Annotated in this window: 19 protein-coding genes and 1 pseudogene; 5 read left to right on the forward strand and 15 right to left on the reverse strand. The window is 35.3% G+C overall.

What is annotated here, in order from left to right; translation table 11 throughout:
* Positions 1–94: 94 nt before the first annotated feature.
* Positions 95–1,123 (reverse strand): annotated as a pseudogene (locus tag DFQ11_RS12550) (pyridoxal phosphate-dependent decarboxylase family protein); the annotation flags it as partial.
* 3 nt (positions 1,124–1,126) lie between these two features.
* Complete coding sequence (gene bshC, locus DFQ11_RS12555) at positions 1,127–2,746, reverse strand: bacillithiol biosynthesis cysteine-adding enzyme BshC (RefSeq protein ID WP_110476237.1); 1,620 nt, start codon at positions 2,744–2,746, stop codon at positions 1,127–1,129.
* A gap of 149 nt (positions 2,747–2,895) precedes the next feature.
* On the opposite strand from bshC, the gene DFQ11_RS12560 reads away from it, so the two are divergent.
* The 3 genes from DFQ11_RS12560 (at position 2,896) to DFQ11_RS12570 (ending at position 9,078) form a co-directional block, all read left to right on the forward strand.
* Complete coding sequence (locus DFQ11_RS12560; protein ID WP_110476238.1) at positions 2,896–5,379, forward strand: M14 family metallopeptidase; 2,484 nt, start codon at positions 2,896–2,898, stop codon at positions 5,377–5,379.
* A gap of 103 nt (positions 5,380–5,482) precedes the next feature.
* Entirely contained in the window at positions 5,483–8,332 is a 2,850-nt protein-coding gene (locus tag DFQ11_RS12565) for a M16 family metallopeptidase (protein ID WP_110476239.1), read from the forward strand.
* 11 nt (positions 8,333–8,343) lie between these two features.
* Positions 8,344–9,078 carry a YoaK family protein gene (locus DFQ11_RS12570; protein WP_110476240.1) on the forward strand — a complete coding sequence of 245 codons (735 nt, stop codon included), beginning with the start codon at positions 8,344–8,346 and terminating at the stop codon, positions 9,076–9,078.
* A gap of 4 nt (positions 9,079–9,082) precedes the next feature.
* Here the strand turns inward: DFQ11_RS12570 and rimO are convergent, their stop codons facing one another.
* The 10 genes from rimO to DFQ11_RS12620 all read right to left on the reverse strand — a co-directional run bounded on the left by rimO (position 9,083) and on the right by DFQ11_RS12620 (position 17,297).
* Positions 9,083–10,387 (reverse strand): 30S ribosomal protein S12 methylthiotransferase RimO, encoded by a 1,305-nt coding sequence (rimO, locus tag DFQ11_RS12575; RefSeq protein WP_110476241.1) that lies wholly within the window; start codon positions 10,385–10,387, stop codon positions 9,083–9,085.
* 189 nt (positions 10,388–10,576) lie between these two features.
* Positions 10,577–11,551: a signal recognition particle-docking protein FtsY gene (gene ftsY / locus DFQ11_RS12580; RefSeq protein ID WP_110476242.1), complete on the reverse strand. Its 975-nt coding sequence runs from the start codon at positions 11,549–11,551 to the stop codon at positions 10,577–10,579.
* A gap of 245 nt (positions 11,552–11,796) precedes the next feature.
* The gene (locus tag DFQ11_RS12585; RefSeq protein ID WP_110476243.1) at positions 11,797–11,949 is read right to left on the reverse strand and encodes a DUF4295 domain-containing protein; all 153 of its coding nucleotides are present in this window, start codon (positions 11,947–11,949) and stop codon (positions 11,797–11,799) included.
* A gap of 6 nt (positions 11,950–11,955) precedes the next feature.
* Positions 11,956–12,138 carry a 50S ribosomal protein L33 gene (rpmG, locus tag DFQ11_RS12590; protein WP_008238128.1) on the reverse strand — a complete coding sequence of 61 codons (183 nt, stop codon included), beginning with the start codon at positions 12,136–12,138 and terminating at the stop codon, positions 11,956–11,958.
* A 26-nt stretch (positions 12,139–12,164) separates the two neighbouring features.
* Entirely contained in the window at positions 12,165–12,401 is a 237-nt protein-coding gene (gene rpmB, locus DFQ11_RS12595; protein WP_110476244.1) for a 50S ribosomal protein L28, read from the reverse strand.
* Positions 12,402–12,726: 325 nt separating this feature from the next.
* Positions 12,727–13,971, reverse strand: coding sequence for a competence/damage-inducible protein A (locus tag DFQ11_RS12600; protein ID WP_110476245.1), 1,245 nt, complete (start codon positions 13,969–13,971; stop codon positions 12,727–12,729).
* Positions 13,971–14,312 carry an Hpt domain-containing protein gene (locus DFQ11_RS12605; protein WP_110476246.1) on the reverse strand — a complete coding sequence of 114 codons (342 nt, stop codon included), beginning with the start codon at positions 14,310–14,312 and terminating at the stop codon, positions 13,971–13,973. The genes DFQ11_RS12600 and DFQ11_RS12605 overlap by 1 nt, the downstream gene beginning before the upstream one ends.
* A complete protein-coding gene (locus tag DFQ11_RS12610) occupies positions 14,313–14,924 on the reverse strand; it encodes a fumarylacetoacetate hydrolase family protein (protein ID WP_110476247.1) in 612 nt (203 codons plus the stop codon).
* Positions 14,925–14,939: 15 nt separating this feature from the next.
* Complete coding sequence (locus tag DFQ11_RS12615; protein ID WP_110476376.1) at positions 14,940–15,716, reverse strand: 3'-5' exonuclease; 777 nt, start codon at positions 15,714–15,716, stop codon at positions 14,940–14,942.
* Between the two features lie 102 nt (positions 15,717–15,818).
* On the reverse strand, positions 15,819–17,297 hold the full coding sequence (locus tag DFQ11_RS12620) for a helix-turn-helix domain-containing protein (RefSeq protein WP_110476248.1): 1,479 nt from the start codon (positions 17,295–17,297) through the stop codon (positions 15,819–15,821).
* 126 nt (positions 17,298–17,423) lie between these two features.
* Here DFQ11_RS12620 and aceB point away from each other — a divergent pair, with 126 nt between their 5' ends.
* Complete coding sequence (gene aceB / locus DFQ11_RS12625; protein ID WP_110476249.1) at positions 17,424–19,019, forward strand: malate synthase A; 1,596 nt, start codon at positions 17,424–17,426, stop codon at positions 19,017–19,019.
* 74 nt (positions 19,020–19,093) lie between these two features.
* Positions 19,094–20,725: an isocitrate lyase gene (locus DFQ11_RS12630; protein WP_110476250.1), complete on the forward strand. Its 1,632-nt coding sequence runs from the start codon at positions 19,094–19,096 to the stop codon at positions 20,723–20,725.
* Positions 20,726–20,873: 148 nt separating this feature from the next.
* Here DFQ11_RS12630 and DFQ11_RS12635 read toward each other — a convergent pair whose 3' ends face one another.
* The 3 genes from DFQ11_RS12635 to recR all read right to left on the reverse strand — a co-directional run bounded on the left by DFQ11_RS12635 (position 20,874) and on the right by recR (position 24,010).
* Positions 20,874–22,199 carry a dihydrolipoamide acetyltransferase family protein gene (locus tag DFQ11_RS12635; RefSeq protein ID WP_110476251.1) on the reverse strand — a complete coding sequence of 442 codons (1,326 nt, stop codon included), beginning with the start codon at positions 22,197–22,199 and terminating at the stop codon, positions 20,874–20,876.
* A 90-nt stretch (positions 22,200–22,289) separates the two neighbouring features.
* Positions 22,290–23,390 carry a glycosyltransferase family 2 protein gene (locus tag DFQ11_RS12640; RefSeq protein ID WP_110476252.1) on the reverse strand — a complete coding sequence of 367 codons (1,101 nt, stop codon included), beginning with the start codon at positions 23,388–23,390 and terminating at the stop codon, positions 22,290–22,292.
* Between the two features lie 2 nt (positions 23,391–23,392).
* On the reverse strand, positions 23,393–24,010 hold the full coding sequence (gene recR / locus DFQ11_RS12645; protein WP_110476253.1) for a recombination mediator RecR: 618 nt from the start codon (positions 24,008–24,010) through the stop codon (positions 23,393–23,395).
* Between the last annotated feature and the right edge of the window lie 93 nt (positions 24,011–24,103).

Here is a 24,103-nt window from a genome sequence, read left to right on the forward strand (position 1 = left end):
ATGCCTTCGAAAAATCTAGGTTTTTTGGAAAGAAAAAATTAAATTGTACCATAACCAATTAGCAACTTTTGTTGCGTTAAGGCCTTGAATGCACCAAGCCTCTTACTCGTCGCGTTAACTGGATTTGATAGTCTGTTGGATTAAAGCCATGAGCTCCTTCATCTTTAAATATTTCAAGATAAGAACCTTGTTGTGAATGGGCGTTTTTTGCCAATTCCATATTTTTATAAATGACGGCGCCACAATCGTAAGGTGAAAACATCCATTTATGCGGATCTATAGTAATACTATCCGCCTTTTCAATACCAGTAAATAAATGGCGTACAGAATCGGCAACCAAAGCACCACCTCCATAGGCAGCATCGACATGAAACCATAAGTTTTCAGCCTCACATACTTTAGCGATACTTTCTAAATCATCTATAATGCCAGCATTAGTAGTTCCTCCCGTCGCTACAACTGCAAACAAACACTTTCGTTCATGTTCACCTAAAGCATCAATAGTTTTCTGTAGTTCTTCTCCCGTAAGGCGTTCTTCTGTATCGACAAGAATCATATCCACATCTGCCACTTTTGCCATGGCTTTAATTGAAGAATGCGCTCCAATTGACGTGATAATCAAGCCTTTTTCTCGCTTATAAATTGGATTCTCTCTCCAATGTTCCCTTGCTGTAACTATGGCCGAAAGATTTGCCGATGTTCCACCACTCGTAAAAACTCCAAAAGCCCCTTCAGGTAAACCTGTTAAAGATACGATCCATCGCATCGCTTCATTTTCGCAAAAAATTCCACCTGCGCCTTCCATCCAATACGCACCATGAATACTAGAGGCCGAAGTAATTAAATCGAACATAATAGCTGCTCGTGTTGGCGATGCTGGCACAAAAGCCAAATTACGCGGATGGTCTACAGGCACATTTGCACTTGCCAAATGCTCTTTCCATAAATTAAAAGCATATTCACCACCAACACCTTTAGGCGTTACTGTTTCACCAACGGCTAATTTTAAATCTTCTTCTTTTCTCGGCTTCCCTATAGGATGTTCGGTAGCGGAAACTCTACCTATAACATATTTCATGACATCGAGTGTCATTTCAATAAGTTCTATATCAATTTTATGCATGAATTAGTCTAAGGTTAGAATTAAAAACTCACCTTTTAAAGGCTCTAAAGCTTTTAGTAATTCTGGAATTAATTGCTCTCCATACTCTAAGTACAATTCTGAAAAATTAGTATTTCGTTCTTGTAAACTTTGATTTGGAAATAATTGCTCTTGTAGTTCTGTACAGCGAGCTATTTGGTCGGCTAGTTTCTTTTTCTGTGCGTTAAGCAAACGCTTTTCAAGATGTTTTAAACCCTTTATTTGCTTTACCTCTTGGGCTTTCACCGCACCAATAAAAGACTTATCGGTTTGCTCTGCCAAGTCGAATAAATTCTTGAACTGTTCTTTTAAATGTTGAACTTGTGATGAAAAATCAATCTCTATATTCGAAATTTGTCGCACTTTTTTATTGATAAATGACTGTCTATCTAAAAATAAATCTTGATTAGATATCTGTAGATTTTCAAGTTTTGTCGCTTGTTTTTCAGACTTTACTAATGCTGAATTCCGTAGCAATAGCATAGGAAAAGTAACATTTTGAGCTTCAAAATTCGATTTTAATTGCAACCAATAAATCATTTCCCCTCCGCCACCAATATAACAGAGGTTAGGTAGAATTACTTCTTGATACAAGGGACGCATAATCACGTTTGGTGAGAATCTATGTGGAAATTCATCCAAATGTTTTAATAAGGCTTCTTTAGTCCAAGTGATATCTGTGTCTAAAACAGAATAGACCTCATCATTTTCAATAATCCGTTCTCGTAAGCCATCTTTTATATAGAACAGATTAATCTCTCTTGGGTTCACTTGAATTTTTAAATCTAATTCTTCAAGTTTTTTATTTGTTTCTGACACCTGCTTAAAAGCCGTTTGCTCCAACAGTTCTTTATACATCTGCGGAATAAACAATCGCTTCAAATTTTCATCGTCTGCATCAAGTATCACTAAGCCATGTTTCCCGAATAATTCGTTTGCTAAATAACGTGTTGCATCAGCCAAATTATCATGATTAAGATAAGCTTCTTTAAACCATAACTTTAATTGTTCTGCATTTCTCCCTGGACCAAATTCAGCGGAAATCACTTCAAAAACGGCCTCTAATCCTTCGGTATTAAAATGACCCACGGCTCCAGTTTGCTCAGAAGTCCATTTGATTTTTTTTCCTTTAAAATTGAAATAATTAATCTCTTCAAAATCGTGATCTTCCGAAGCCATCCAATACACTGGAACAAAATTATACGCCGGGTAGGTGTCTCTGAGTTGCTTCGTTAAGTTAATTGTAGAGATGATTTTATACAGGAAATATAATGGCCCTGTGAATAAATTCAATTGATGTCCCGTCGTAATTGTGAATGTGTTTTCTGAAGCTAAGCTCTGAATATGCTCAGTAGTTAATTCTGAAGTTTCAAGATTTTTATACTGTGACTTCAGCACCTCAACCAAAACTTTTCGACTTTCCTTTTGTGTGTCTTTTGTATTTGATTGCTTTTCTTCAATCTGCGCTTTAAAATTTTCCAGTTTTGGAAAACGGTGATAAAAGTCCTTTAATTCCTCATTTTCATCTAAATAATTACAGATAAAATCGGAGAAATAATTAGTATTTCTATAAGGTATATGGTGAATGGTTTGACTTGAATTCATTTAAATTTTTGAAGGGTTAGATAAACCGTTTTAAATCCAGATGTTAATAATGGCATAAATATAAGGCTCTTGGTTATTTTAATTACTAAATTTTAGTTAATTCGCTTGAGCTATGTATCTTTACTTACTACTTACTTAAACTTATTTCAATGCAAAAACTCCTTATTACTCTTTTAGTTGTTTTCAGCTTTCAAGGATCTTCAATTGCTCAAAACATTCCATCTCCAGATGATATTTTAGGCTATAAAATTGGTTCACAATTTAGTCGAAATCACCAAGTTATCGACTATTTTAAAGCCGTTCAAGCCAAAGTTCCTAAGCAAGTTAAATTAGAACAATACGGCACAACCAATGAGCGACGACCTTTATATTTAGCCTATGTTTCGAGTGAAGCTAATATAGAGAACTTGGAAACTATTCGTCAAAATAATTTAAAAAACGCTGGATTAATTGAAGGAAATCCAAGCGCGTCTGATATTGCTATAGTATGGATAAGTTATAACGTTCATGGAAATGAAGCCTCTAGTTCGGAAGCTTCCATGCTAACCTTATATAAATTATTGACCGAAAAACAAGATTTACTGGAAAACACAGTGGTGATTATTGATCCGAGTATGAATCCTGATGGTCGTGACAGATATGTCAACTGGTATAATGAAACTGCCAGTCAACCTCATGATATCGACAGACAAGCGAGTGAACATAACGAACCTTGGCCAAGTGGTAGACCAAATCATTACCTTTTTGATTTAAACCGAGACTGGCTTTGGGCTTCTCAAGTAGAAACACAACAACGTTTAGAAGTTTATAATAAATGGATGCCACATGTGCACGTCGATTTCCACGAACAAGGTATCAATGAACCTTATTATTTCGCTCCTGCAGCAGAACCTTTCCACGAAATTATTACCGATTGGCAGCGTGAATTTCAAACCGCCATTGGTAAAAATCACGCAAAGTATTTTGACAAAGAAGGTTGGTTGTTTTTCACGAGAGAACGATTCGATTTATTTTATCCAAGTTATGGCGACACCTACCCGACGTATATGGGAGCGATTGGAATGACCTACGAACAAGCGGGTCACGGAAGAGCTGGATTAGGTATTCTTAATGATGAAGGCCATGTCTTAACCTTATTAGAACGATTAACACATCATACAACGACTGGACTTTCAACCGTTGAAATCGCTTCAAAAAATGCTGAAAAACTAAATACTGAATTTGGTAAATTCTTTAAAAACTCAGACCTAACCTATAAAAGTTATGTTTTAAAAGGTAATACAGATAAGTTAAATAGCTTAAAAACGCTTTTAAACAAACATCATATTGAATTCGAAAATGCTACAAACTCAAAAGTTTCTGGTTACAATTATAAAACAGGAAAACAAAGTCATATGAATGTTGATGGCGAAGCATTAGTGGTGCACTCGAATCAGCCGAAAGGCAAAATGATAAAAGTGATGTTTGAACCTAATGCAAAACTTTCAGATTCTTTAACCTACGATATTACAGCCTGGTCTTTACCTTATGCTTACGGATTGGAAGCCGTAGCAAGTACGTCAAAAATTCCAAGTGCAAAGTTATTAGGGAAATCAGCTCTTCAAGTATTAAACGATGCTTATGGTTATGTGAGTAAATGGAATTCTATGAAAGATGCGAAATTTTTAGCAGAATTATTAAAAAATGATTTTAGAGTTCGATTTACAGAAAAGCCATTTACTTCTAATAACACAAAATTTGAACGCGGATCAATAATCATAACAAAAGGCGACAATAAACATATTAAGAATTTTGTAGACAAATTAAATACTCTTGCTCAAGAGCATGCTCAAGTACTTTCAGAAATTCAATCTGGGTTTTCTCAAACGACTCCAGATATTGGATCGCCAGACATTAAGTTAATGAACAAACAAAAAGTAGCCGTACTTTCAGGAGAAGGCACCTCGTCTTTGAGCTACGGAGAAGTATGGCATTTCTTTGAACAGCAATTACAGTATCCACTAACCTCAATTAACACTAATGATTTAAGTAAAACTAATCTGAATAAATACAATGTATTAATTCTTCCAAACGGTTATTACGGCAAGGTTTTAGACGAGGATAACTTAAATAAATTGAAAGATTGGGTGCGTTCTGGTGGAAAAGTCATTGCCATTGATGGTGCACTGCGAAGTTTTGCTGGTAAAGATGGTTTCAGTTTAAAATTCAAAGAGTCGAAAGACGATGAAGAAAAGAAAGCTAATCTCACAGCGTATGCAGATCGCGAACGTGATTATAGTAACAACTTGATTACAGGTGCCATTTTCAGTGCCAAGGTAGATAATACACATCCTATGGCTTTTGGTTATGACGACCATTATTTCACATTAAAATTAGGAAGCACCGCCTACGATTTATTAGAGAACGGTTATAATGTAGCTTATTTAAACGACACTAAAGTATATTCTGGTTTTGCTGGACAAAATGCAGTAAAAGCACTAGATCAAACCTTAGTTTTTGGTGAAGAACCTATGGGAAGCGGAAGTTTTATCTACCTAGTAGATAATACCTTGTTCAGAAGTTTTTGGGAAAACGGAAAACTATTCTTAGTGAATTCTGTTTTTATGGTGAACAATAATGCTTTCGAACTATAACAGTTAACCTACAATCAAGACAAATTGTCGAAGTGCTGTTCGACAAAAAATCTTAAACCGACTATTACAACTAACATTGAATACGATTAATACCAACCAAGATATGAAACATTTCAAATCTGCACTGATTGCTCTATTTGTTTTAGCTACACTTTCGGCGTGCAAACAAAATGAAGCCAAAGAGACCAAACAAGAGTTTAAAGTTGAATATGAAAAACTAACTTTAGATAATGGCTTGCAAGTCATTCTTCACGTCGATAAATCGGACCCTGTTGTTGCGGTGGCTTTAACCGCTCATGTGGGTTCTGCAAGAGAAAAAGAAGGAAGAACAGGCTTTGCTCATTTATTTGAACATTTATTATTCTTAGAATCTGAGAATTTAGGTAAAGGTGGCTTAGATCAAATGAGTGCTCGTATTGGAGGTTCTGGCGCTAATGGTTCTACGAGTAGAGACCGTACTAACTATTTTCAAACAGTTCCGAAAGATGCTTTAGAAAAAATGATTTGGGCGGAAGCCGATAAACTAGGTTACTTCATTAATACGGTTACAGAACCTGTTTTGGCCAAGGAGAAACAAGTGGTTAAAAATGAAAAGCGTCAGCGCGTAGACAACCAACCTTATGGCCATAATTCTGCTGTGATTAATAGCAATCTTTATCCTGAAGGTCACCCCTACAGTTGGGAGGTAATTGGTTCTTTAGAAGATTTACAAAATGCAACCTTGGAAGATGTTAAGGAATTTTACAAACGCTGGTATGTTCCAAACAACGTTACTTTAACCATAGCAGGAGATATTGATGTAGAACAAACCAAAGCTTGGGTTAAAAAGTATTTTGATGAAATCCCTAGAGGTGAAGATATTCCTAAAATGGAAAAGCAACCAGCAATTTTAAAATCCTCAAAACGTTTATATTACGAAGATAATTTTGCTCGTCTTCCGAGACTAACCATGGCATGGCCAGGAGTTCCAGAATATGATAAAGATTCATACGCGCTTAGCGTTTTAGTCGATTATTTGTCAAAAGGCAAAAAAGCTCCACTCAACAAGGTTTTAATTGAAGAACAAAAACTAACGGACAATGTTGTCTTCTATCAAAACAATGCGGAAGTCGCTGGTCAATTAGCTCTGAGTGTTACAGCTTTTAATCAAATGAATTTAAATTCTGTCGCCTCTGCGATTTCTGAAGGTTTTAGAGATTTTGAAAACAATGGTATTTCTGAAGAAGATTTAAACCGAATTAAAGCCGGACAGGAAACTAACTTCTATAGAAATCTATCTAGTGTATTAGGTAAAGGGTTTCAACTCGCACAATACGAAATTTTTGCTGGTGACCCTGGATTTATTAATCAAGATGTAAAAAACATCTTAGCCGTTACTCCTGATGATGTAATGCGCGTTTATAATACTTATATTAAAGACAAGCCTTATATCGCAACAAGTTTTGTACCCAAAGGCCAAATGAATTTGGTATTAGACAATTCTCAATTAGCTCATGTTGTTGAAGAACAAATTGTTGAAGGTGCTGAAGAGGAGTTTGATCCAAATTTAGTTGCCACTTATGAAAAAACACCAAGTAGTTTTGATAGATCTGTAGAACCTCCTTATGGCGAAAGTCCTGACTTAGTTATCCCAACGGTTTGGAAACGCAGCTTAGAATCTGGTATAAAAGTTTTCGGAATTGAAAATTCGGAAGTGCCTTTAGTGGAATTTGAATTGGAAATTAAAGGTGGATTATTATTAGAAGATATCAATAAAGTTGGCGTGTCTAACCTTATGGCGAAAATGCTGAGCAAAGGCACAAAAAACAAATCACCAGAAGAGTTAGAAAACGCTATTGAAAGTTTAGGAGCACGAATAAATAGTTATGCTACAGAAAATAGCGTAACCATTTCTGGAACCACATTAGCGAAGCATTTTAATGCAACCATAGATTTGGTTTCAGAAATGCTTTTAGAACCGCGTTGGGATGAAAAGGAATTTGAACTTTTAAAGCAGAGTACAATTAGTGGAATTCAAAGACAAAAAGCGAATCCAAATAGTATTGCATCCGATGCTTTTGCAAAACAACTCTATGGAGAGCATAATATTTTAGCTTATAACAACAGCGGTACAGAAACTTCGGTGAATACAATTTCAATTTCAGATTTGAAAAATTATTACGCCACGAAACTAACCCCAAAGTTAACCAGTCTACATGTAGTTGGGGATGTTTCCGAACAATCGGTAATTTCAGCTTTAGAAACTATAAATAAGAACTGGGAAGTAAAAGATGTTAACTTTCCGGAATTACCTGAACCCAATTACCCTGAAACATCAAAGGTTTATTTTTATGATGTTCCTGGAGCAAAGCAATCCGTTATTGCATTTGGCAACCCTTCTTTAAAGGCTACTGATGACGATTACTATCCAGCTTCAGTAATGAATTATCGTTTAGGTGGTGGTGGTTTCGCTTCACAATTAACTCAAGAGTTGAGAGAAGGAAAAGGCTATACTTATGGTGTTCGTTCTGGGTTTAACGGTACAGATTACAAAGGAGAATTCTCTATCAGTAGTAGCGTTCGAACAAATGTTACTTACAAATCTGCCGCATTGATAAAAGACATATTGGAGAGTTATGGCAAGAACTATAACGAAGAAGATTTAGAAATCACAACAGGTTATACATTGAAAAGTAGCGCACGCGCATTTGAAACCTTAGGTGCCAAATTAAACATGCTTAGTAATATCAGTAATTATGGTTATGCCGATGATTATGCAAAGCAACGTCAAGCTATTGTGAAGAATATGACAGTTGATGATATAAAAGCCCTAATTGAGAAATATATTAAACCAAGCCAAATGATTTATGTGATTGTTGGAGATGCTGAAACACAACTAAGTAAACTAAAAGATTTAGGATTTGGAGAAGCTATATTGCTAAACAAAGAGGACGATAAAAATACCAATAAATAAAAGTCTATTACATGTTTAGACATCAAGGAAAAAGCAGGACCTTAAAACACAATTTACAGATCGCGACGGTATTATCGTTAGTTGCAGGCGTTGTAAATGTTACAGGATTCCTTGCTTTTAAACAATTGACCACGAACGTGACTGGTCATTTTGCCTTGTTTATTAATGATGTCGCTGATTTAAAATTTTGGAGAGGCTTAGTTTATTTCCTTTATATCTTTTCATTTCTTATAGGATCTTTTTTATCTAGTTTCCTAATTGATAATTTTAAAGGGAATAAACGACTCAATATTTTTGTATTACCTACAATTATTGAGTCTCTGATTTTATTAGCTATTGGGTTAACAACAAATATTGTTGCGGTAAAATCACCGGATCTTATTATCTGTTTATTGCTCTTTGCAATGGGTCTTCAAAACTCCTTTGTAACTAAAATCTCAGACGCCGTAGTTAGAACCACCCATCTTACCGGCTTATTTACAGATTTAGGAATAGATATATCTCATTTATTTTTCCCTAAAATGTATCCAGAAAGAACGAAATTAAGAGCGAATATCAAGCTTAGAATCTATATAATATTGTTCTTTTTCGCAGGAGGCTTAATTGGTGGATTTATGTACTCAACATTAAACTGGCAATTAAACACTTTGGTTTTTGCCGCCGTCGTTCTAATACTGAGTTTATTCTATGATGATATGCGCTATCATCTCATAAAACGAATAAGACGTTATAACCAAAGACATTAAAGCTCTAATTTACAACCTCACCATAAAGGTCAAAATCTTCAGCTTCGATAACTTTAATGGTTGCGAACTCCCCTGTTTTTAAGTACGTGGTAGTAGCATCAATTAAGACTTCGTTATCTACATCAGGAGAATCATATTCGGTACGACCTACAAAATAATTACCTTCTTTTCTATCGATAACAACTTTAAACTCTTGACCAATCTTAGCTTGATTCAGTTCCCATGAAATCTGAGACTGAATTTCCATGATTTCGTTAGCACGTTGGATCTTTACCTCTTCAGGAACGTCGTCTTCAAGATTATAAGCATGTGTATTTTCTTCATGCGAATAGGTAAAGCAACCTAAGCGTTCAAAACGCATTTCTTTTACCCAATCTCTAAGCAGTTCGAAATCTTCTTGAGTCTCATCTGGATAACCAACAATTAAGGTTGTTCTAATGGTCATTTCAGGAACTTTAGCTCTAAAATCTTGTAATAATTTTGTTGTCTTCTCTTTTGTAGTTCCACGACGCATACTCTTTAAAATTGAATCTGAAATATGCTGTAATGGAATATCTAAATAATTACAAACTTTAGGTTCACGCTTCATAACGTCTAATACATCCATTGGGAAACCCGTTGGAAATGCATAGTGTAGTCGAATCCATTCGATACCTTCAACTTTCACCAAGTTTTCTAATAACTCGGCTAAGTTTCGTTTTTTGTATAAATCTAACCCGTAGTAGGTTAAATCTTGAGCAATAAGAATTAATTCTTTAACGCCATTAGCTGCTAATTTTTCAGCCTCAGTAACCAAATCTTCAATAGGTGTACTTTTGTGTTTTCCTCTCATTAAAGGAATAGCACAGAAACTACAAGGTCTATCACAACCTTCAGCAATTTTTAAATAAGCGTAATTTTTAGGTGTGGTTGTTAAACGTTCCCCAATTAATTCATGTTTATAATCTGCACCTAAAGCTTTTAATAAGCTCGGTAATTCAGTAGTACCAAAATACTGATCTACATTAGGAATTTCTCTCTCTAAGTCTGGCTTATAACGTTCGCTTAAGCATCCAGTTACAAAAACTTTATCAACTTCGCCATCCTCTTTCTTCTGCATATATTCAAGAATCGTATTAACACTTTCCTCTTTGGCATTATTAATAAAGCCACAAGTATTAATTACTACAACGTTACCTTCCTGCTCATGCACTACGTCCTTTCCACTTGCTTTTAGCTGTCCCATTAACACTTCGCTATCGTAAACATTTTTACTGCAGCCTAATGTAATAACGTTGATCTTGTTTTTCTTTAAAGTTTTTGTACGCATAGTTTTGTAAAATCAGTTTGCAAAGATACGGAATGATTTGTGATAATTGATTTTTGGTTCGCGGTTTGTGAATATAGAGAATTCACTTTCTATCAAATTTGAATGGTTAATACTTCCCAAAAAACAAAAATGAGATTCATTTTACAGAATCTAATTTTAATATTTAATGTTTAGTTTATGGTATGTCTTCTATTTAAAGAAAGAGTCTACGAATTCGTATTTATTAAAGACTTGTAAGTCTTCGATACCTTCGCCTACTCCAATATATTTTACAGGAATTTGGAATTGATCGCTGATTCCTATTACAACGCCTCCTTTTGCAGTTCCATCTAATTTAGTTACTGCTAAAGAAGTCACTTCAGTTGCTGCCGTAAATTGTTTAGCTTGCTCAAAAGCATTTTGACCTGTAGAACCATCTAAAACCAATAAAACATCATGAGGCGCATCACCAATCACTTTCTGCATCACACGTTTTACTTTGGTCAACTCGTTCATTAAATTGATCTTATTATGTAAACGACCTGCCGTATCAATAATGATTACATCGGCATCTTGACTAACTCCAGCTTTAACTGCATCGAAAGCAACAGAAGCAGGATCGGAACCCATATCTTGACGAATCATTGGAACATCTACACGGTCTGCCCACACTTGCAACTGATCTATAGCCGCAGCTCTAAAGGTATCTGCAGCACCAAGAACAACTTTTAATCCTTTCTTTTTAAACTGATAAGCTAATTTACCAATGGTGGTTGTTTTTCCAACACCATTCACGCCAACTACCATAAGAACGTAAGGTGTCTTTTTGCCATCAGGCTGATTTGGTAAACTTGGAATAGTGTATTCAGTTTCTTCTCCCGATTTGGTTTCGGATAATAAAGCAGCAATTTCTTCTCTTAGAATTTTATTAAGTTCTGAAGTACCTAAATATTTATCTTTTGCGACACGTTCTTCAATACGCTCAATAACTTTTAACGTGGTATTGACACCAACATCACTAGTTACAAGAATTTCTTCCAGATTATCTAAAACATCATCATCAACTTTAGATTTTCCGGCAACGGCCTTATTTAATTTAGTAAAGAAAGATGTTTTGGATTTTTCCAACCCCTTGTCTAAGGTTTCTTTCTTTTCGGAAGAGAATATTTTTTTAAAAAAACTCATTTTTAATGTTTAGTCATTTGTTGTTTACTTGTTGGGCTTAACCTTTTTAAACAAGGTTTAAATATCAAAATTGATTGGTAAAGCCATGTAGGTATTGAAGGTCATCCAATAAACCCAATACAACAATCTTGCCTTTAATAAGTAACTGCTAAGTTGTCATATTATACCAAATCTCTCTCAAATATAGTCATAAAAAAACTGCTTTCAAATGAAAGCAGTTTTATAAATCTATATCGAAATAAAGATTATTTTTTGTTTAAAAAGTCATTGACAAATTCTGGTGCCATAACCTGCTCTACGAACTGGTATGATCCCGTTTTTGGTGATTTCACCATTTTTATAGCTTTTGTCAAACGTTTTGATCCTGTCTGTAAAGACGCTACTGATTTCTTTGCCATGGTTTCTTATTTTATCTCTTTATGAACTGTCATACGCTTAAGGATAGGATTAAATTTCTTAATCTCCATACGGTCTGGCGTATTCTTTTTATTTTTCGTTGTAATATATCTTGATGTTCCTGGCATACCAGAAGTTTTGTGCTCTGTGCACTCTAAGATAACTTGTATTCTATTTCCTTTCTTTGCCATAGTAAATTGACTTAAGCGCTACGCTATTATTTGTAAAATCCTTTTGCTTTAGCTTCTTTTAATGCTGCTGCGATACCAATTTTATTGATAGTCTTTAATGCAGATGTAGAAACTTTTAATGTTACCCACTTATCTTCTTCAGGAATGTAAAAACGCTTTTTGATTAAATTAGCATCAAACTTGCGTTTTGTTTTATTCATAGCGTGAGAAACATTGTTTCCAACCATCGCTTTCTTCCCAGTAAGTTCACAAACTCTTGACATTGTTTTCTTTCTTTAGGTCTATAATTGATTTTCTGCTGATTCTTACTTTAAATATTGTTTTAGAAGGAATTCCATCGAAGACAATAACATTAAAAATCTAATATCTGAACATAGATATTTTAAACAGGGTGCAAATTTAATAAAACTTTACGTTTCAACAAACATTAATACATACTTTTTTTCAGGAACTTAAATAAAGTTTTCAGATTCCCCTGAGATTGTATTAATATCGCCGTTTTACGGTGCTTTTTTTACACTTGGCAAAACTAGTAATTTAAAAAGATATATTAAAAACTTTCACATCGCAATTCAGATGTCAGCCTAATTATCCGACTTCAATTTGCTTTTTAAGCATTTCAAATGCTTTGTTTGTTGCTCTGACAATTACTTTTTGACGATGATTTCCAAAATTAAACACTTCAGAAGACACTTTGTCTGCAGTCGCAATAGCAATCCAAACCGTTCCAACTTCAGCATCTGAGTCGCCTTTAGACGGTCCGGCATTACCCGTTGTACTTATGGCATAATCACTGTTATACAGAAGTCTTGCGTTTTTTGCCATAGCCTCAGCCACTTCTCTACTAACTACAGAATACTTGTCTATTAAACTTTTGGGAACATTCAAAATATTTATCTTAGCTTCTGTAGCATAAGTCACAAAACCACCTTTAAAAAAGGCTGAAGCCCCTGCATTTTCCGTAAATGATTTAGCAATTCGGCCACCTGTACAGCTTTCAGCAAGAGCTAATGTTCTTCCTTTTTCCGTGAGTAGTCTGCCAATTAACGCTTCAATAGATTCATCTTCTTCATATCCGACGAAAACATCTTCAATTTTTGGCAGCAATAAATTGATTTGATTCTGAATTTCAATATGAACCAATACTTTATCATAAGCATTTCCTGATAAGCGTAATCGCACACGACCTAAACTAGGTAGATAGGCTAATTTTATAAATGAAGGTAAATTATCTTCCCAAGAAGCAATTCGTTCAGCTAAAGCGCTTTCACCAAGTCCGTAAGTTAAAATCGTTTTATGTTCTATATAAGGAAACTTAAATTGCTCTCTTAACTTCGGTATCACCTGATCGAGAATCAGGGCCTTCATTTCATAAGGCACGCCTGGAAGTGAGACAAACACTTTTCCGTTTTTCTCTAACCACATTCCTGGGGCGGTACCATTATAGTTCATAAGCACTTTTGCTTTAGAAGGCACTAGCGCTTGTTGTTTATTAACTTCTAAAAGTGGTGCATTATAGCTTGAAAAGATTTTCTCAACGTTTGCTAAAACGTCTCTATCTTCAATGAGGGTGTCATTAAAGTATTCACAGATGGTATGTTTGGTTATATCGTCTTTGGTTGGCCCTAGACCACCTGTTATAATGATAATATCCGCATTTTCCTCAGCTTCTTTTAAAGCTTTGAGAATATGAGCTTTTTCATCCTGGATAGAAGTAATTTGGTAAACAGAAATACCGACTTTATTTAACTCCTTTCCTAAAAATGCAGAGTTCGTATCGACAATTTGACCGATAAGAATCTCATCGCCAATGGTGATAATCTCTGCTTGCATTACAGACCGAAATCGGCTTTAATTTCATTAGTCGCATTTTCTACGGCAGTAAGTACTACCTGAAGTTGCTCTGTAATATCTCTATCCTTCTGTTCAAACTTTCCCCAGTCTTGTACTTCGATTAAAGTATCTAAAACTCCAAGATCAAATAAATCCACTGTCGGTTTCATTTTATGAGCTGCTTGATAGACTTCTTTATAATCTTTATTGGGAACTGCTGTTCTTAAACGCTCAGCGTCTTCTGGAACTTCTTCTATGAATGCCGCCGCAATTGCTGCCACAAAATCCTCATCTCCATCAGCCATTTCACGAACGCGATCTAATTTATAATGTCTTGCCATTTACTTAATTTTTATTGAAAACATTTCTTCGTCTTCAAGGTATCCTTTCAGTTGGTCATCTACAAACACCTTACCAACTCCTGCTGGTGTTCCCGTAAATATAATATCTCCAATTTTTAAAGTGAAATATTTTGACACATATTCGATAAGTTCATCTATTTTCCAAAGCATTAGCTCTGTATTTCCTTTTTGAACGACCTCATCATTTTTCTTTAAACTGAAGTTGATATTATTAATATTCTGAAATTTTGTTTTAGGTAACCATTTACCCACAACCGCAGCTCCATCAAAGGCTTTTGCCTTTTCCCAGGGCAACCCTTTTGCTTTCAATTGCGACTGAAGATCTCTCGCTGTAAAGTCGATACCTAAGCCAATTTCGTCATAATACTTATGTGCAAATTTTTTATCGATATACTTTCCTACCTTATTGATTTTTACCAAAACTTCAACTTCATGATGCACATCATCTGAAAAATCTGGGATGAAAAATGGTTGTTTTTTTAATAAAATCGAAGTATCTGGCTTCAGAAAAACAACTGGTTCTGCAGGTTTTTCGTTTTCCAATTCTTTAATATGGTCTGTATAATTTCGACCTATGCAAATTAGTTTCATAGTCTAACTCTTATGCTAGCTTAATTTATTATTGAATTGTCTAAGTTTGATTGCTGTTAACACCTTCTTGGTATATAGAGGAAAGTCAGCATTCAGTAACCACCCAAAATAACCTGGTTCCTGCTCTAAAACATCTACCACACGTTTTCCTTTATGTTTTCCAAAAGAAAAGCACTCTTCACCTTCTTTATTGAAAATTAAGAATCCAGCGAAATCAGCAAATTTCTTACGCGAGCTAAATTCAGCTAAAAACTTAGTATCATTTTCTAACTCTTCGTAACGTGCCAATTGTGCTTTCAACACTTCGTAAGTGGCTTTAGTATCGGCTTCGGCACTATGAGCACCATCTAAGTTTTTATCACAGTAGAATTTATACGCAGCACTTAATGTACGTTGTTCCATTTTATGAAAAATGGTTTGCACATCTACAGATTGCCTTCCTTTCATATCAAAATCGATCTCAGCTCTTAACATTTCTTCAGCTAGAAGCGGAATATCGAATCGGTTGGAGTTAAAGCCACCCAAATCCGAATCCTTAATCATATTATGGATTTCCTTAGACAATTCCTTAAACGTAGGTTTATCTGCAACATCAGCATCTGAAATACCATGAATGGCTGTTACCTCAGCAGGAATTGGCATCTCAGGATTTACCAACCATGTTTTATTTTCTTCCTTACCGTCTGGATAGACTTTAAGAATTGAAATTTCTACGATTCTATCTTTTGATATATTGACTCCTGTTGTTTCTAAATCGAAAAAACAGATAGGTTTTGAAAGGTTTAATTGCATCATTTTTATTTTAAAAATCAAAGGTAATTAGAATATGTAGAATAGGCTTGTTTGAATTGAAAAAGCTTAACCCTATTATAATAGACCACTCTATCGCTTCAATTAAGATTCAAATTTTGATTTCAACTCTTCAACAATTGATTCTATTTTTTCATTTTTAGCGATTTTCTCCAAGGCTATTGCTGGTACTTGCCTCAATTCACAATCTTTAATCGGACAATGCTCGCAAGTCACACCAACGTCATGATGCAAAATTGCCTGATCGTCTAAAAACTTCAATTTGCGTTCTAATTGTTTATTTAACAATAATCCTATCGTCACACTTCTGTACTGATTATCTCTAAAAGGATCTTTTGTTGCTGAAGACAGTATCAAATACTTTGCATCTTCTTCTTTAAAATGAGAAATTTGAATATCAAATTCGTGATCTTTTTTACTGACACTAATATCTTCTAGAACACGCAAAGCTGCCCATCGTCTGCAATAATGTTCATTGGTTTCATTAGCACGAGGTGAATGTTGATGTGACAAATGAAGCTCTTTGTTTAAGTGAAACCTTCCACTTCCCTCTTTATAAGTAAACCTTAAAAAAAACAAATTCTGAATATTAAAGGACTTCGGTAAAATATTAGTTAATCGCTGATAAAAGGATTCAGGTGACGCATTAAAACCATCTATCAAACTCAAGAACAAGCCCTCATCAAAGGTTTCCTTTTCGAACAACTGTTCTAGTTGATTTGATATTTGATCTTTTGGAATTACAAGCGCTCCAGCAAAATATGAGGCGTAAAAATTATTCAACACCTGATCAAAGGTTTCAAACTTAATCCAAGGAAACGTATACAACCTATCTTTAATATCTAAAAAATTATAAGCGATCTCCTTAGCGTATATAAAGGTACGTTGCGCTTCGTCTATCGTATCTGTAAGCAGTAATGTTTTGGTTTTAGGCATAAATACCGAACGCAGGTTTTCCAAGGCTTCATATTTACGCAATTCACTTTCATTAATACTATAACCATATTCCTCTATCAAAATTTCTTCTAGATCTTTTGAAACTATAGATTGAGATAAATCGACATGATACGCTTTAGCAAACTTTATAACTTGATGCTCCAAATCGTCGAAATAATTATTATTCGCTTGCTGAAAAGAGCGCACAGAAGCTAGGTAGAAACTTTCACGACTAAAATTATAATTTTTAGCAATTTCTATGACTGTACTTATAAAGGCATTTACTTTTGCAGGAGCATTAGCAACTATATCTATCAAGTTACTTTCCTTAATACCAAAAAGTTCCAAAGGAATCTCTTTGAAAATTTTTGACTGCAATAACTCACCAATGGGTGCCAAGTTTTTATCAAGCTTTAAAGACACCATCTGATCATAAGGCACATCCAATTTTTCTGAAAGCACCATAATCTTATCTGGTTTCGGGTACTTCTTCCCTTTTTCTATTTCATTGAGATAGGATTTAGATAAACCCGAAAGTTTAGACAAACCGAACAACGATAAATTCTTTTCAGTCCGTATTTGCTTAAGTTTTAAGCCAAATATGAGTCTTATATATTCTTGTTCCATACATTAAAAAACAAATGTAGTCATTTTTGCGAATGAAACAAATTTAGCGAATTTCAATATTTAGCGAACGTTCGCTTGTTTTTTAAAAAACATTGTTATAATATTGTCTTGCAAAACAATAAGACCATGAAAAACACAGTATTAAAACCAACAAAAGTTAAATTCGCCCATAACATTCAAAATGAATACCCAGAAATTTTAACCGGAAACGCTTTGGAGTTTATCGCTGCGCTTCATGAAAAATTCAACATGCAACGATTAGCTCTTTTATCAAATCGTGAGTTACAGCAACAGGTTTTTGATAGCGGAAAATTTCCAGAGTTCCCTAAGGAAACAAAAGCCCTTAGAGAAGCAAACTGGACCGCAGGTTCTATTCCAAAAGATCTTCAAGACCGACGCGTTGAAATCACTGGTCCGGTTGATAGAAAAATGATCATCAACGCCCTTAATTCTGGTGCCAAAACATTTATGGCCGATTTAGAAGACAGTAACTCTCCTACTTGGAAAAATAATATGGAAGGGCAGCAAAACCTAATCGATGCCAATGCTAAGACTATTGGTTTAGTAGATACGCAACGGGGAAAAAATTACACCCTTAATAAAGAAACTGCAGTACTTTTAGTTAGACCAAGAGGCTTACACCTTAACGAAAGACATCTCCTGATAAATAACGAAGAAGCCTCTGCGAGTTTAGTTGATTTTGGTTTATATGTATTTCACAATACAACCACAATGCTAAATAATGGAACCGCACCTTATTTCTACCTCCCAAAATTAGAACATTATACAGAAGCACGTTGGTGGAATGAGGTTTTTGAATTTGCACAAGCCTATCTCAAAGTACCCAAGGGAACATTTAAAGCTACCGTTTTAATAGAGACCATAACCGCAAGCTTTCAATTGGACGAAATAATATACGAACTTAAAGATTATATTGTAGGATTGAATTGTGGTCGCTGGGATTATATTTTTTCTTATATCAAAAAATTTAGAAACCACCCCAACTTTATAGTTCCTAATCGCGATCAGGTGACAATGACCACACCGTTTATGGACGCCTATTCAAAATTAGTTATTCAACGTTGTCATAAGCGTGGTATTTTAGCTATAGGTGGAATGGCCGCTCAAATTCCAATTAAAAATGATGAAAAAGCCAATGCTGCCGCTTTAGAAAAAGTCAGAAAAGACAAAGAACGTGAGGTCAAAAACGGACATGACGGTACTTGGGTGGCTCATCCTGCACTTGTGAAAGTCGCCATGGATGAATTCAATAAACATATGCCAAGCCCTAATCAACTACATATAACACGAGATGACATAAACATCAGTGAGGCCGATTTAGTAGAACTCCCTAAAGGAACAGTTACCGAAGCTGGCGTTAGGAAAAATATTAACGTCGGAATTTTATATACAGAAGCCTGGCTTCGTGGCTACGGCGCAGTTGCTCTTTACCATTTAATGGAAGATGCTGCAACGGCTGAAATATCCAGAACTCAAGTGTGGCAATGGCTAAAGAACGAAGTAAAATTAGAAGACGGCAGGACTTTTACGCCACAACTTTATCAAGATTTATTTAATGATGAAGTCGAAAAAATAATTAAAGAAAATGGGGATTCCGTGAGTGACAGCAAATTAAAACAAGCTGTAGAACTTTTTGATCAACTCGTACAATCTGAAAAATTCGAAGAATTCTTAACCCTTCCAGCATACCAATACATCTAAAAAAAAGCGATCCTGCGATTGCGGCAACAGTCAACAGGATCTAATTATCAATAATAATAACATAAGACAAAATTATGAAAAATTTCTCACAAACCGATTACCGCTCTGCCCTACAAACTGTAAGAAACCTCAAAGAAAAGTATGGCGACACTTGGAATGCCATTCAACCTGAAAGTGCAGCTAGAATGAAAATTCAAAATCGATTTAAAACTGGATTAGATATTGCTAAATACACTGCAGCGATCATGAGAAAAGATATGGCTGAGTATGATGCTGATTCATCTCAATACACGCAATCCTTAGGTTGCTGGCACGGGTTTGTGGCACAACAAAAAATGATTGCGGTTAAAAAGCACCATAAAACAACTAATAAGAAGTACTTATACCTTTCTGGTTGGATGGTCGCTGCATTACGTTCTGAATTTGGCCCATTACCGGATCAATCTATGCATGAAAAAACAGTTGTTTCATCTCTAATTAAAGAAATTTATGACTTTTTACGTCAGGCAGATGCCATTGAGTTAAACGATTTATTTAGACGTTTAGAAAATGGCGAAGACGTGCAAAATCAGATTGATAATTTTGAAACACATATCGTTCCAATTATTGCCGATATTGATGCCGGTTTTGGAAATGAAGAAGCCACCTATTTATTAGCAAAACAAATGATTCAAGCAGGTGCTTGTGCGATTCAAATAGAAAATCAAGTATCTGACGCTAAACAATGTGGCCACCAAGATGGAAAGGTTACAGTTCCTCATGAAGATTTTGTCGCTAAATTAAACGCAATCAGATATGCCTTCTTAGAATTAGGTGTAGATGATGGTGTTATTGTTGCCCGTACCGATTCTGAAGGCGCCGGTTTAACTCAAAAATTACCCGTGAGTCAAGAGCCTGGAGATTTAGCTTCTCAGTACTTAGCATTTGTTGAGGCTGAAGAAATAGATATTGCAGATGCCAAAGAAGACGACGTACTACTAAAAAGACATGGAAAGTTAGTTCGTCCGGTGCGATTAGCTAATGGTTTATACAAATTTAAAGAAGGTTCTAATATCGACCGTGTTGTTTTAGACTGTGTTACCAGCCTACAAAATGGAGCTGACCTCCTATGGATTGAAACACCAACGCCTAATGTAAAGCAAATTGCACATATGGTAAACAGAGTAAGAGAAGTTGTTCCAAACGCAAAATTGGTTTATAACAATTCTCCTTCATTTAATTGGACATTAAACTTCCGAAATCAAGCCTATGACGAGATGTTAGAATTAGGAAAAGACATGACGGCTTATGATAGAAATAATTTAATGGATGCGAAGTATGATAATTCAGAGCTTTGTAAGGTTGCAGACGAAAAGATCAGAACCTTCCAAAAAGATGGCGCTAGAGACGCTGGAATTTTCCATCACCTAATCACTCTACCTACGTACCATACCACAGCACTTCATATGAATGATTTAACCGAAGGTTACTTTGCCGAAGAAGGGATGTTAGCTTATGTCAAAGGAGTTCAACGTCAAGAAATCAGAAAAGGTGTAGCCTGTGTAAAACACCAACGAATGGCAGGTTCAGATTTAGGGGACGATCATAAAACATTTTTTGCTGGAGAAAAAGCCTTAAAGGCTGGCGGTGAGAAGAACACGGCTAATCAATTTGAATTAGCGCCAAAACCAACTAAAGTTAAAGAAACACTAGGTGTCCCTGCATAATTCAAGAATAGTGATATCATAGTATTGCAATAAAAAAGCACAGTTAAAAACTGTGCTTTTTCTTTTTCTATAGATAAATACTATTATTGTTTTTCAAGACATTCTAAATCGCCAACAAATATTTGGAATCTATAAATGACTTACAAACTTAAATTTCTTGATTAGGATCCCAAGCTTCTAAATAATCTTTTACAAACTTCACGAACTGACCACCTAATGCACCATTAACCACTCTATGATCATAAGAGTGAGATAAGAACATTTTGTAACGGATACCTACATAGTCTCCTTCTGGTCCTTCAATAACAGCAGGTACTTTTCTAATTGCACCAAGTGCTAAAATACCTACCTGTGGTTGATTAATAATTGGAGTTCCCATGATACTACCAAATGTTCCAACGTTAGTAACCGTATAAGTTCCACCTTGAATATCATCTGGACTCAATTTATTATCTCTTGCTCTTGTTGCTAAATCGTTAACACGCTTAGCCATTCCGAATAAATTAAGTTGATCTGCATTTTTAATAACCGGAACAATTAAGTTTCCATCTGGTAATGCTGCAGCCATCCCTAGGTTAATATCTTTCTTTTTGATGATTTTATCTCCTTGAACAGAAATATTCATCATTGGGAATTCTTTTAAAGCTTTAGTAACAGCTTCCATGAATATTGGTGTAAAAGTTAAGTTTTCACCTTCACGCTTCATGAATGCATCTTTAACTTTCTTTCTCCAGTTCCAAATCTTCGTCACATCAGCTTCGATAAATGATTGTACGTGAGCAGAAGTCTGAACAGAATCAACCATATGTTTTGCAATGAGTTTCCCCATTCTACTCATTTCAATAATTTCATCACCACCAGATACAATCACCGGCTGCGCTGCTGCTTTTGTTTGAGTAGGTGCATGTTCCTTGGTAGGCGCTTCAACTGTAGTCGCGGCTTTTGGAGCCGTACTACGCGTTTCTAAATACGCTTTTATATCGTTTTTAGTCACACGATTATCTTTTCCTGTACCAGGAATTGCGTCTAATTCTGATTGAGAAATACCCTCTTGTTTTGCTATATTTTTCACTAAAGGTGAATAAAATCGGCCTTCAGTTGAAACCACAGGTTCGACTGTCTCTTGTGCTGCCACAACAGTTTGTGCCACTTCCGCCGCTGCTTTTGGAGCTGCTACTTCTTTAACAGGTGTAGGTTCTGCCGCAGGAGCTTTTACCTCTACTGTGTCGCCACCTTCTGTTTGTATTACCGCAATGGTTTGTCCGACTTGAACAACATCATCAACGTTAAATAGTTTTTCAACTAAAACGCCATCAACTTCACTCGGGACTTCACTATCAACTTTATCTGTTGCTATCTCTAAAACAGCCTCATCAGCTTCAATAGTATCACCAACTTCTTTAAGCCATGAGGTTATTGTTGCTTCCGCAACACTCTCTCCCATTTTAGGTAACTTAAGTTCAAAATTTGCCATATTTATAATTTGAAGGTCATTATTTGCAATTAGCGTGCAAAATTAATAAAAAAACAGATAGTTTATTGATTTTTATTCAACTAAAACCTGTCAAAAATGAAGTACTTCTCCTCTACTTGTAGCACTGTCACTTCCGAGGCTAAAATTACTATTTTTTGGAATAAATCTAAAAACTATATTTTCTTGTTTGGATTTTATTTTCATATCTGAAATCATAGCGCTAGCTGCCAATGCTTTAAGGTCGTAAATAATCATACTATTATTTTCCACCTTATCTTGTATAATAGTCTCAATATGCACCGGATTTGGTAGTTTTTCTATTACAGATTTATCATAATTAGTTGCATATAAATAGGATTGATTAGGCTGCAAATTTACCTCATCTGGATTTTTTCTCATGAGGTAAGCCATTTTAATCCCTAACCAAACCATACCATTTAGTAGCACATTACGTTTAAAATGTTTTTTATAGAAAATTTGCATGGCACCATAAAAGCGCCTTGCGTAATTAGCATCTCTTAAAGTACTTTCTCCTTTGAAATGAATTACTGTAGTATCTCCAAAATAATAGTTATCGTACCCGGCTTTAATTACTTTATAGGATAAATCGATATCTTCCCCATACATAAAATACTCTTCGTCAAATCCACCTACACTTTCATACAACTCTTTCTTGAGCCACATAAACGCTCCGACTAAAACATCAACCTTTCCTGTGTTTTCAACCTCAACATGATTAGCGTAGTAATCTTTAGAATTACCTAACACCTTTTTCAATGATACTATTGGGGTTGGAACATTTCGTTTACTTTCAGGCAGAAATTGACCTCTACCATCAATAAGTTGACAGCCTACGATGCCTAAGTTCTTTTTAGAATCTGCGAAAGCTATAAGTTTGGTAAATGTATCTTCAGAAACGACGGTGTCTGGATTGAGAATGCATAGATATTCTCCTTTAGCCTGAGCGACTCCGATATTATTTCCTTTTGAAAATCCAGAGTTTTCTTTATTTTCAATCAGCTTCACGTCAGGAAAAAGTTGCTTCACTATTTGGCAACTATCGTCAGGCGAATTGTTGTCTACAACTATAATTTCGGCGTCTAAATCGGTAATGGCGGCTTCAACACTTTTTAGACATAATTCTAAAAAGTAGCGCACATTATAATTAAGTATGATGACCGATAGTTTCAATATTAGGATTTTAGTGATGCTTCAAATGGCACACGATCAATAATACTTCTTCCTAAAGTAACTTCGTCTGTATATTCTAATTCATTACCAGCAGCAACACCTCTTGCAATGGTTGACGTGGTCACATTATAACCCTGTAGTTGTCTAAAAATGTAGAAGTTCGTCGTATCGCCTTCCATAGTAGGACTCATAGCAAATATTAACTCCTTCACTTTTCCTGCCTTTACTTTTTCAACCAAAGTAGAAATGTTCAAATCTTGAGGACCAATGCCATCCATAGGAGAAATTTTACCACCTAAAACATGATATAAGCCTTTAAAAGAACTTGTGTTTTCAACAGCCATAACATCTCTAATATCTTCAACTACACAAATCAATTCGGTATTCCTATTCGGGTTTTCGCAAATTTCACAAAGTATATTATCACTAATATTATGACAGGATTTACAGAAGTTTATTTCCTTTCTCACTTTTGAAAGCGCGTCTGCTAACTGAAAGGTTTGGCTTTCAGGTTGACGCAGTAAATGCAATACCAATCGCAAGGCCGTACGTTTACCAATACCTGGTAATTGCGACATTTCGTTGACCGCGTTTTCTAAGAGTTTTGATGAAAATTCCATAACTGCGAAGGTAAAGATTTTTAGATATAAAAAGATGCTTGAGCAGAAGTCTATTTACTACTAAAATGTAAGTTCGTAGATAAGTTGTTTACA

Source organism: Winogradskyella epiphytica (genome assembly GCF_003217215.1).
Classification (GTDB): domain Bacteria; phylum Bacteroidota; class Bacteroidia; order Flavobacteriales; family Flavobacteriaceae; genus Winogradskyella; species Winogradskyella epiphytica.

Coding starts and splice junctions, on each gene's coding strand:
- bshC (WP_110476237.1), bottom strand. CDS start 2,746: ATGAATTCAAGTCAAACCATTCACCATATACCTTATAGAAATACTAAT.
- DFQ11_RS12560 (WP_110476238.1), top strand. CDS start 2,896: ATGCAAAAACTCCTTATTACTCTTTTAGTTGTTTTCAGCTTTCAAGGA.
- DFQ11_RS12565 (WP_110476239.1), top strand. CDS start 5,483: ATGAAACATTTCAAATCTGCACTGATTGCTCTATTTGTTTTAGCTACA.
- DFQ11_RS12570 (WP_110476240.1), top strand. CDS start 8,344: ATGTTTAGACATCAAGGAAAAAGCAGGACCTTAAAACACAATTTACAG.
- rimO (WP_110476241.1), bottom strand. CDS start 10,387: ATGCGTACAAAAACTTTAAAGAAAAACAAGATCAACGTTATTACATTA.
- ftsY (WP_110476242.1), bottom strand. CDS start 11,551: ATGAGTTTTTTTAAAAAAATATTCTCTTCCGAAAAGAAAGAAACCTTA.
- DFQ11_RS12585 (WP_110476243.1), bottom strand. CDS start 11,949: ATGGCAAAGAAATCAGTAGCGTCTTTACAGACAGGATCAAAACGTTTG.
- rpmG (WP_008238128.1), bottom strand. CDS start 12,138: ATGGCAAAGAAAGGAAATAGAATACAAGTTATCTTAGAGTGCACAGAG.
- rpmB (WP_110476244.1), bottom strand. CDS start 12,401: ATGTCAAGAGTTTGTGAACTTACTGGGAAGAAAGCGATGGTTGGAAAC.
- DFQ11_RS12600 (WP_110476245.1), bottom strand. CDS start 13,971: ATGCAAGCAGAGATTATCACCATTGGCGATGAGATTCTTATCGGTCAA.
- DFQ11_RS12605 (WP_110476246.1), bottom strand. CDS start 14,312: ATGGCAAGACATTATAAATTAGATCGCGTTCGTGAAATGGCTGATGGA.
- DFQ11_RS12610 (WP_110476247.1), bottom strand. CDS start 14,924: ATGAAACTAATTTGCATAGGTCGAAATTATACAGACCATATTAAAGAA.
- DFQ11_RS12615 (WP_110476376.1), bottom strand. CDS start 15,716: ATGCAATTAAACCTTTCAAAACCTATCTGTTTTTTCGATTTAGAAACA.
- DFQ11_RS12620 (WP_110476248.1), bottom strand. CDS start 17,297: ATGGAACAAGAATATATAAGACTCATATTTGGCTTAAAACTTAAGCAA.
- aceB (WP_110476249.1), top strand. CDS start 17,424: ATGAAAAACACAGTATTAAAACCAACAAAAGTTAAATTCGCCCATAAC.
- DFQ11_RS12630 (WP_110476250.1), top strand. CDS start 19,094: ATGAAAAATTTCTCACAAACCGATTACCGCTCTGCCCTACAAACTGTA.
- DFQ11_RS12635 (WP_110476251.1), bottom strand. CDS start 22,199: ATGGCAAATTTTGAACTTAAGTTACCTAAAATGGGAGAGAGTGTTGCG.
- recR (WP_110476253.1), bottom strand. CDS start 24,010: ATGGAATTTTCATCAAAACTCTTAGAAAACGCGGTCAACGAAATGTCG.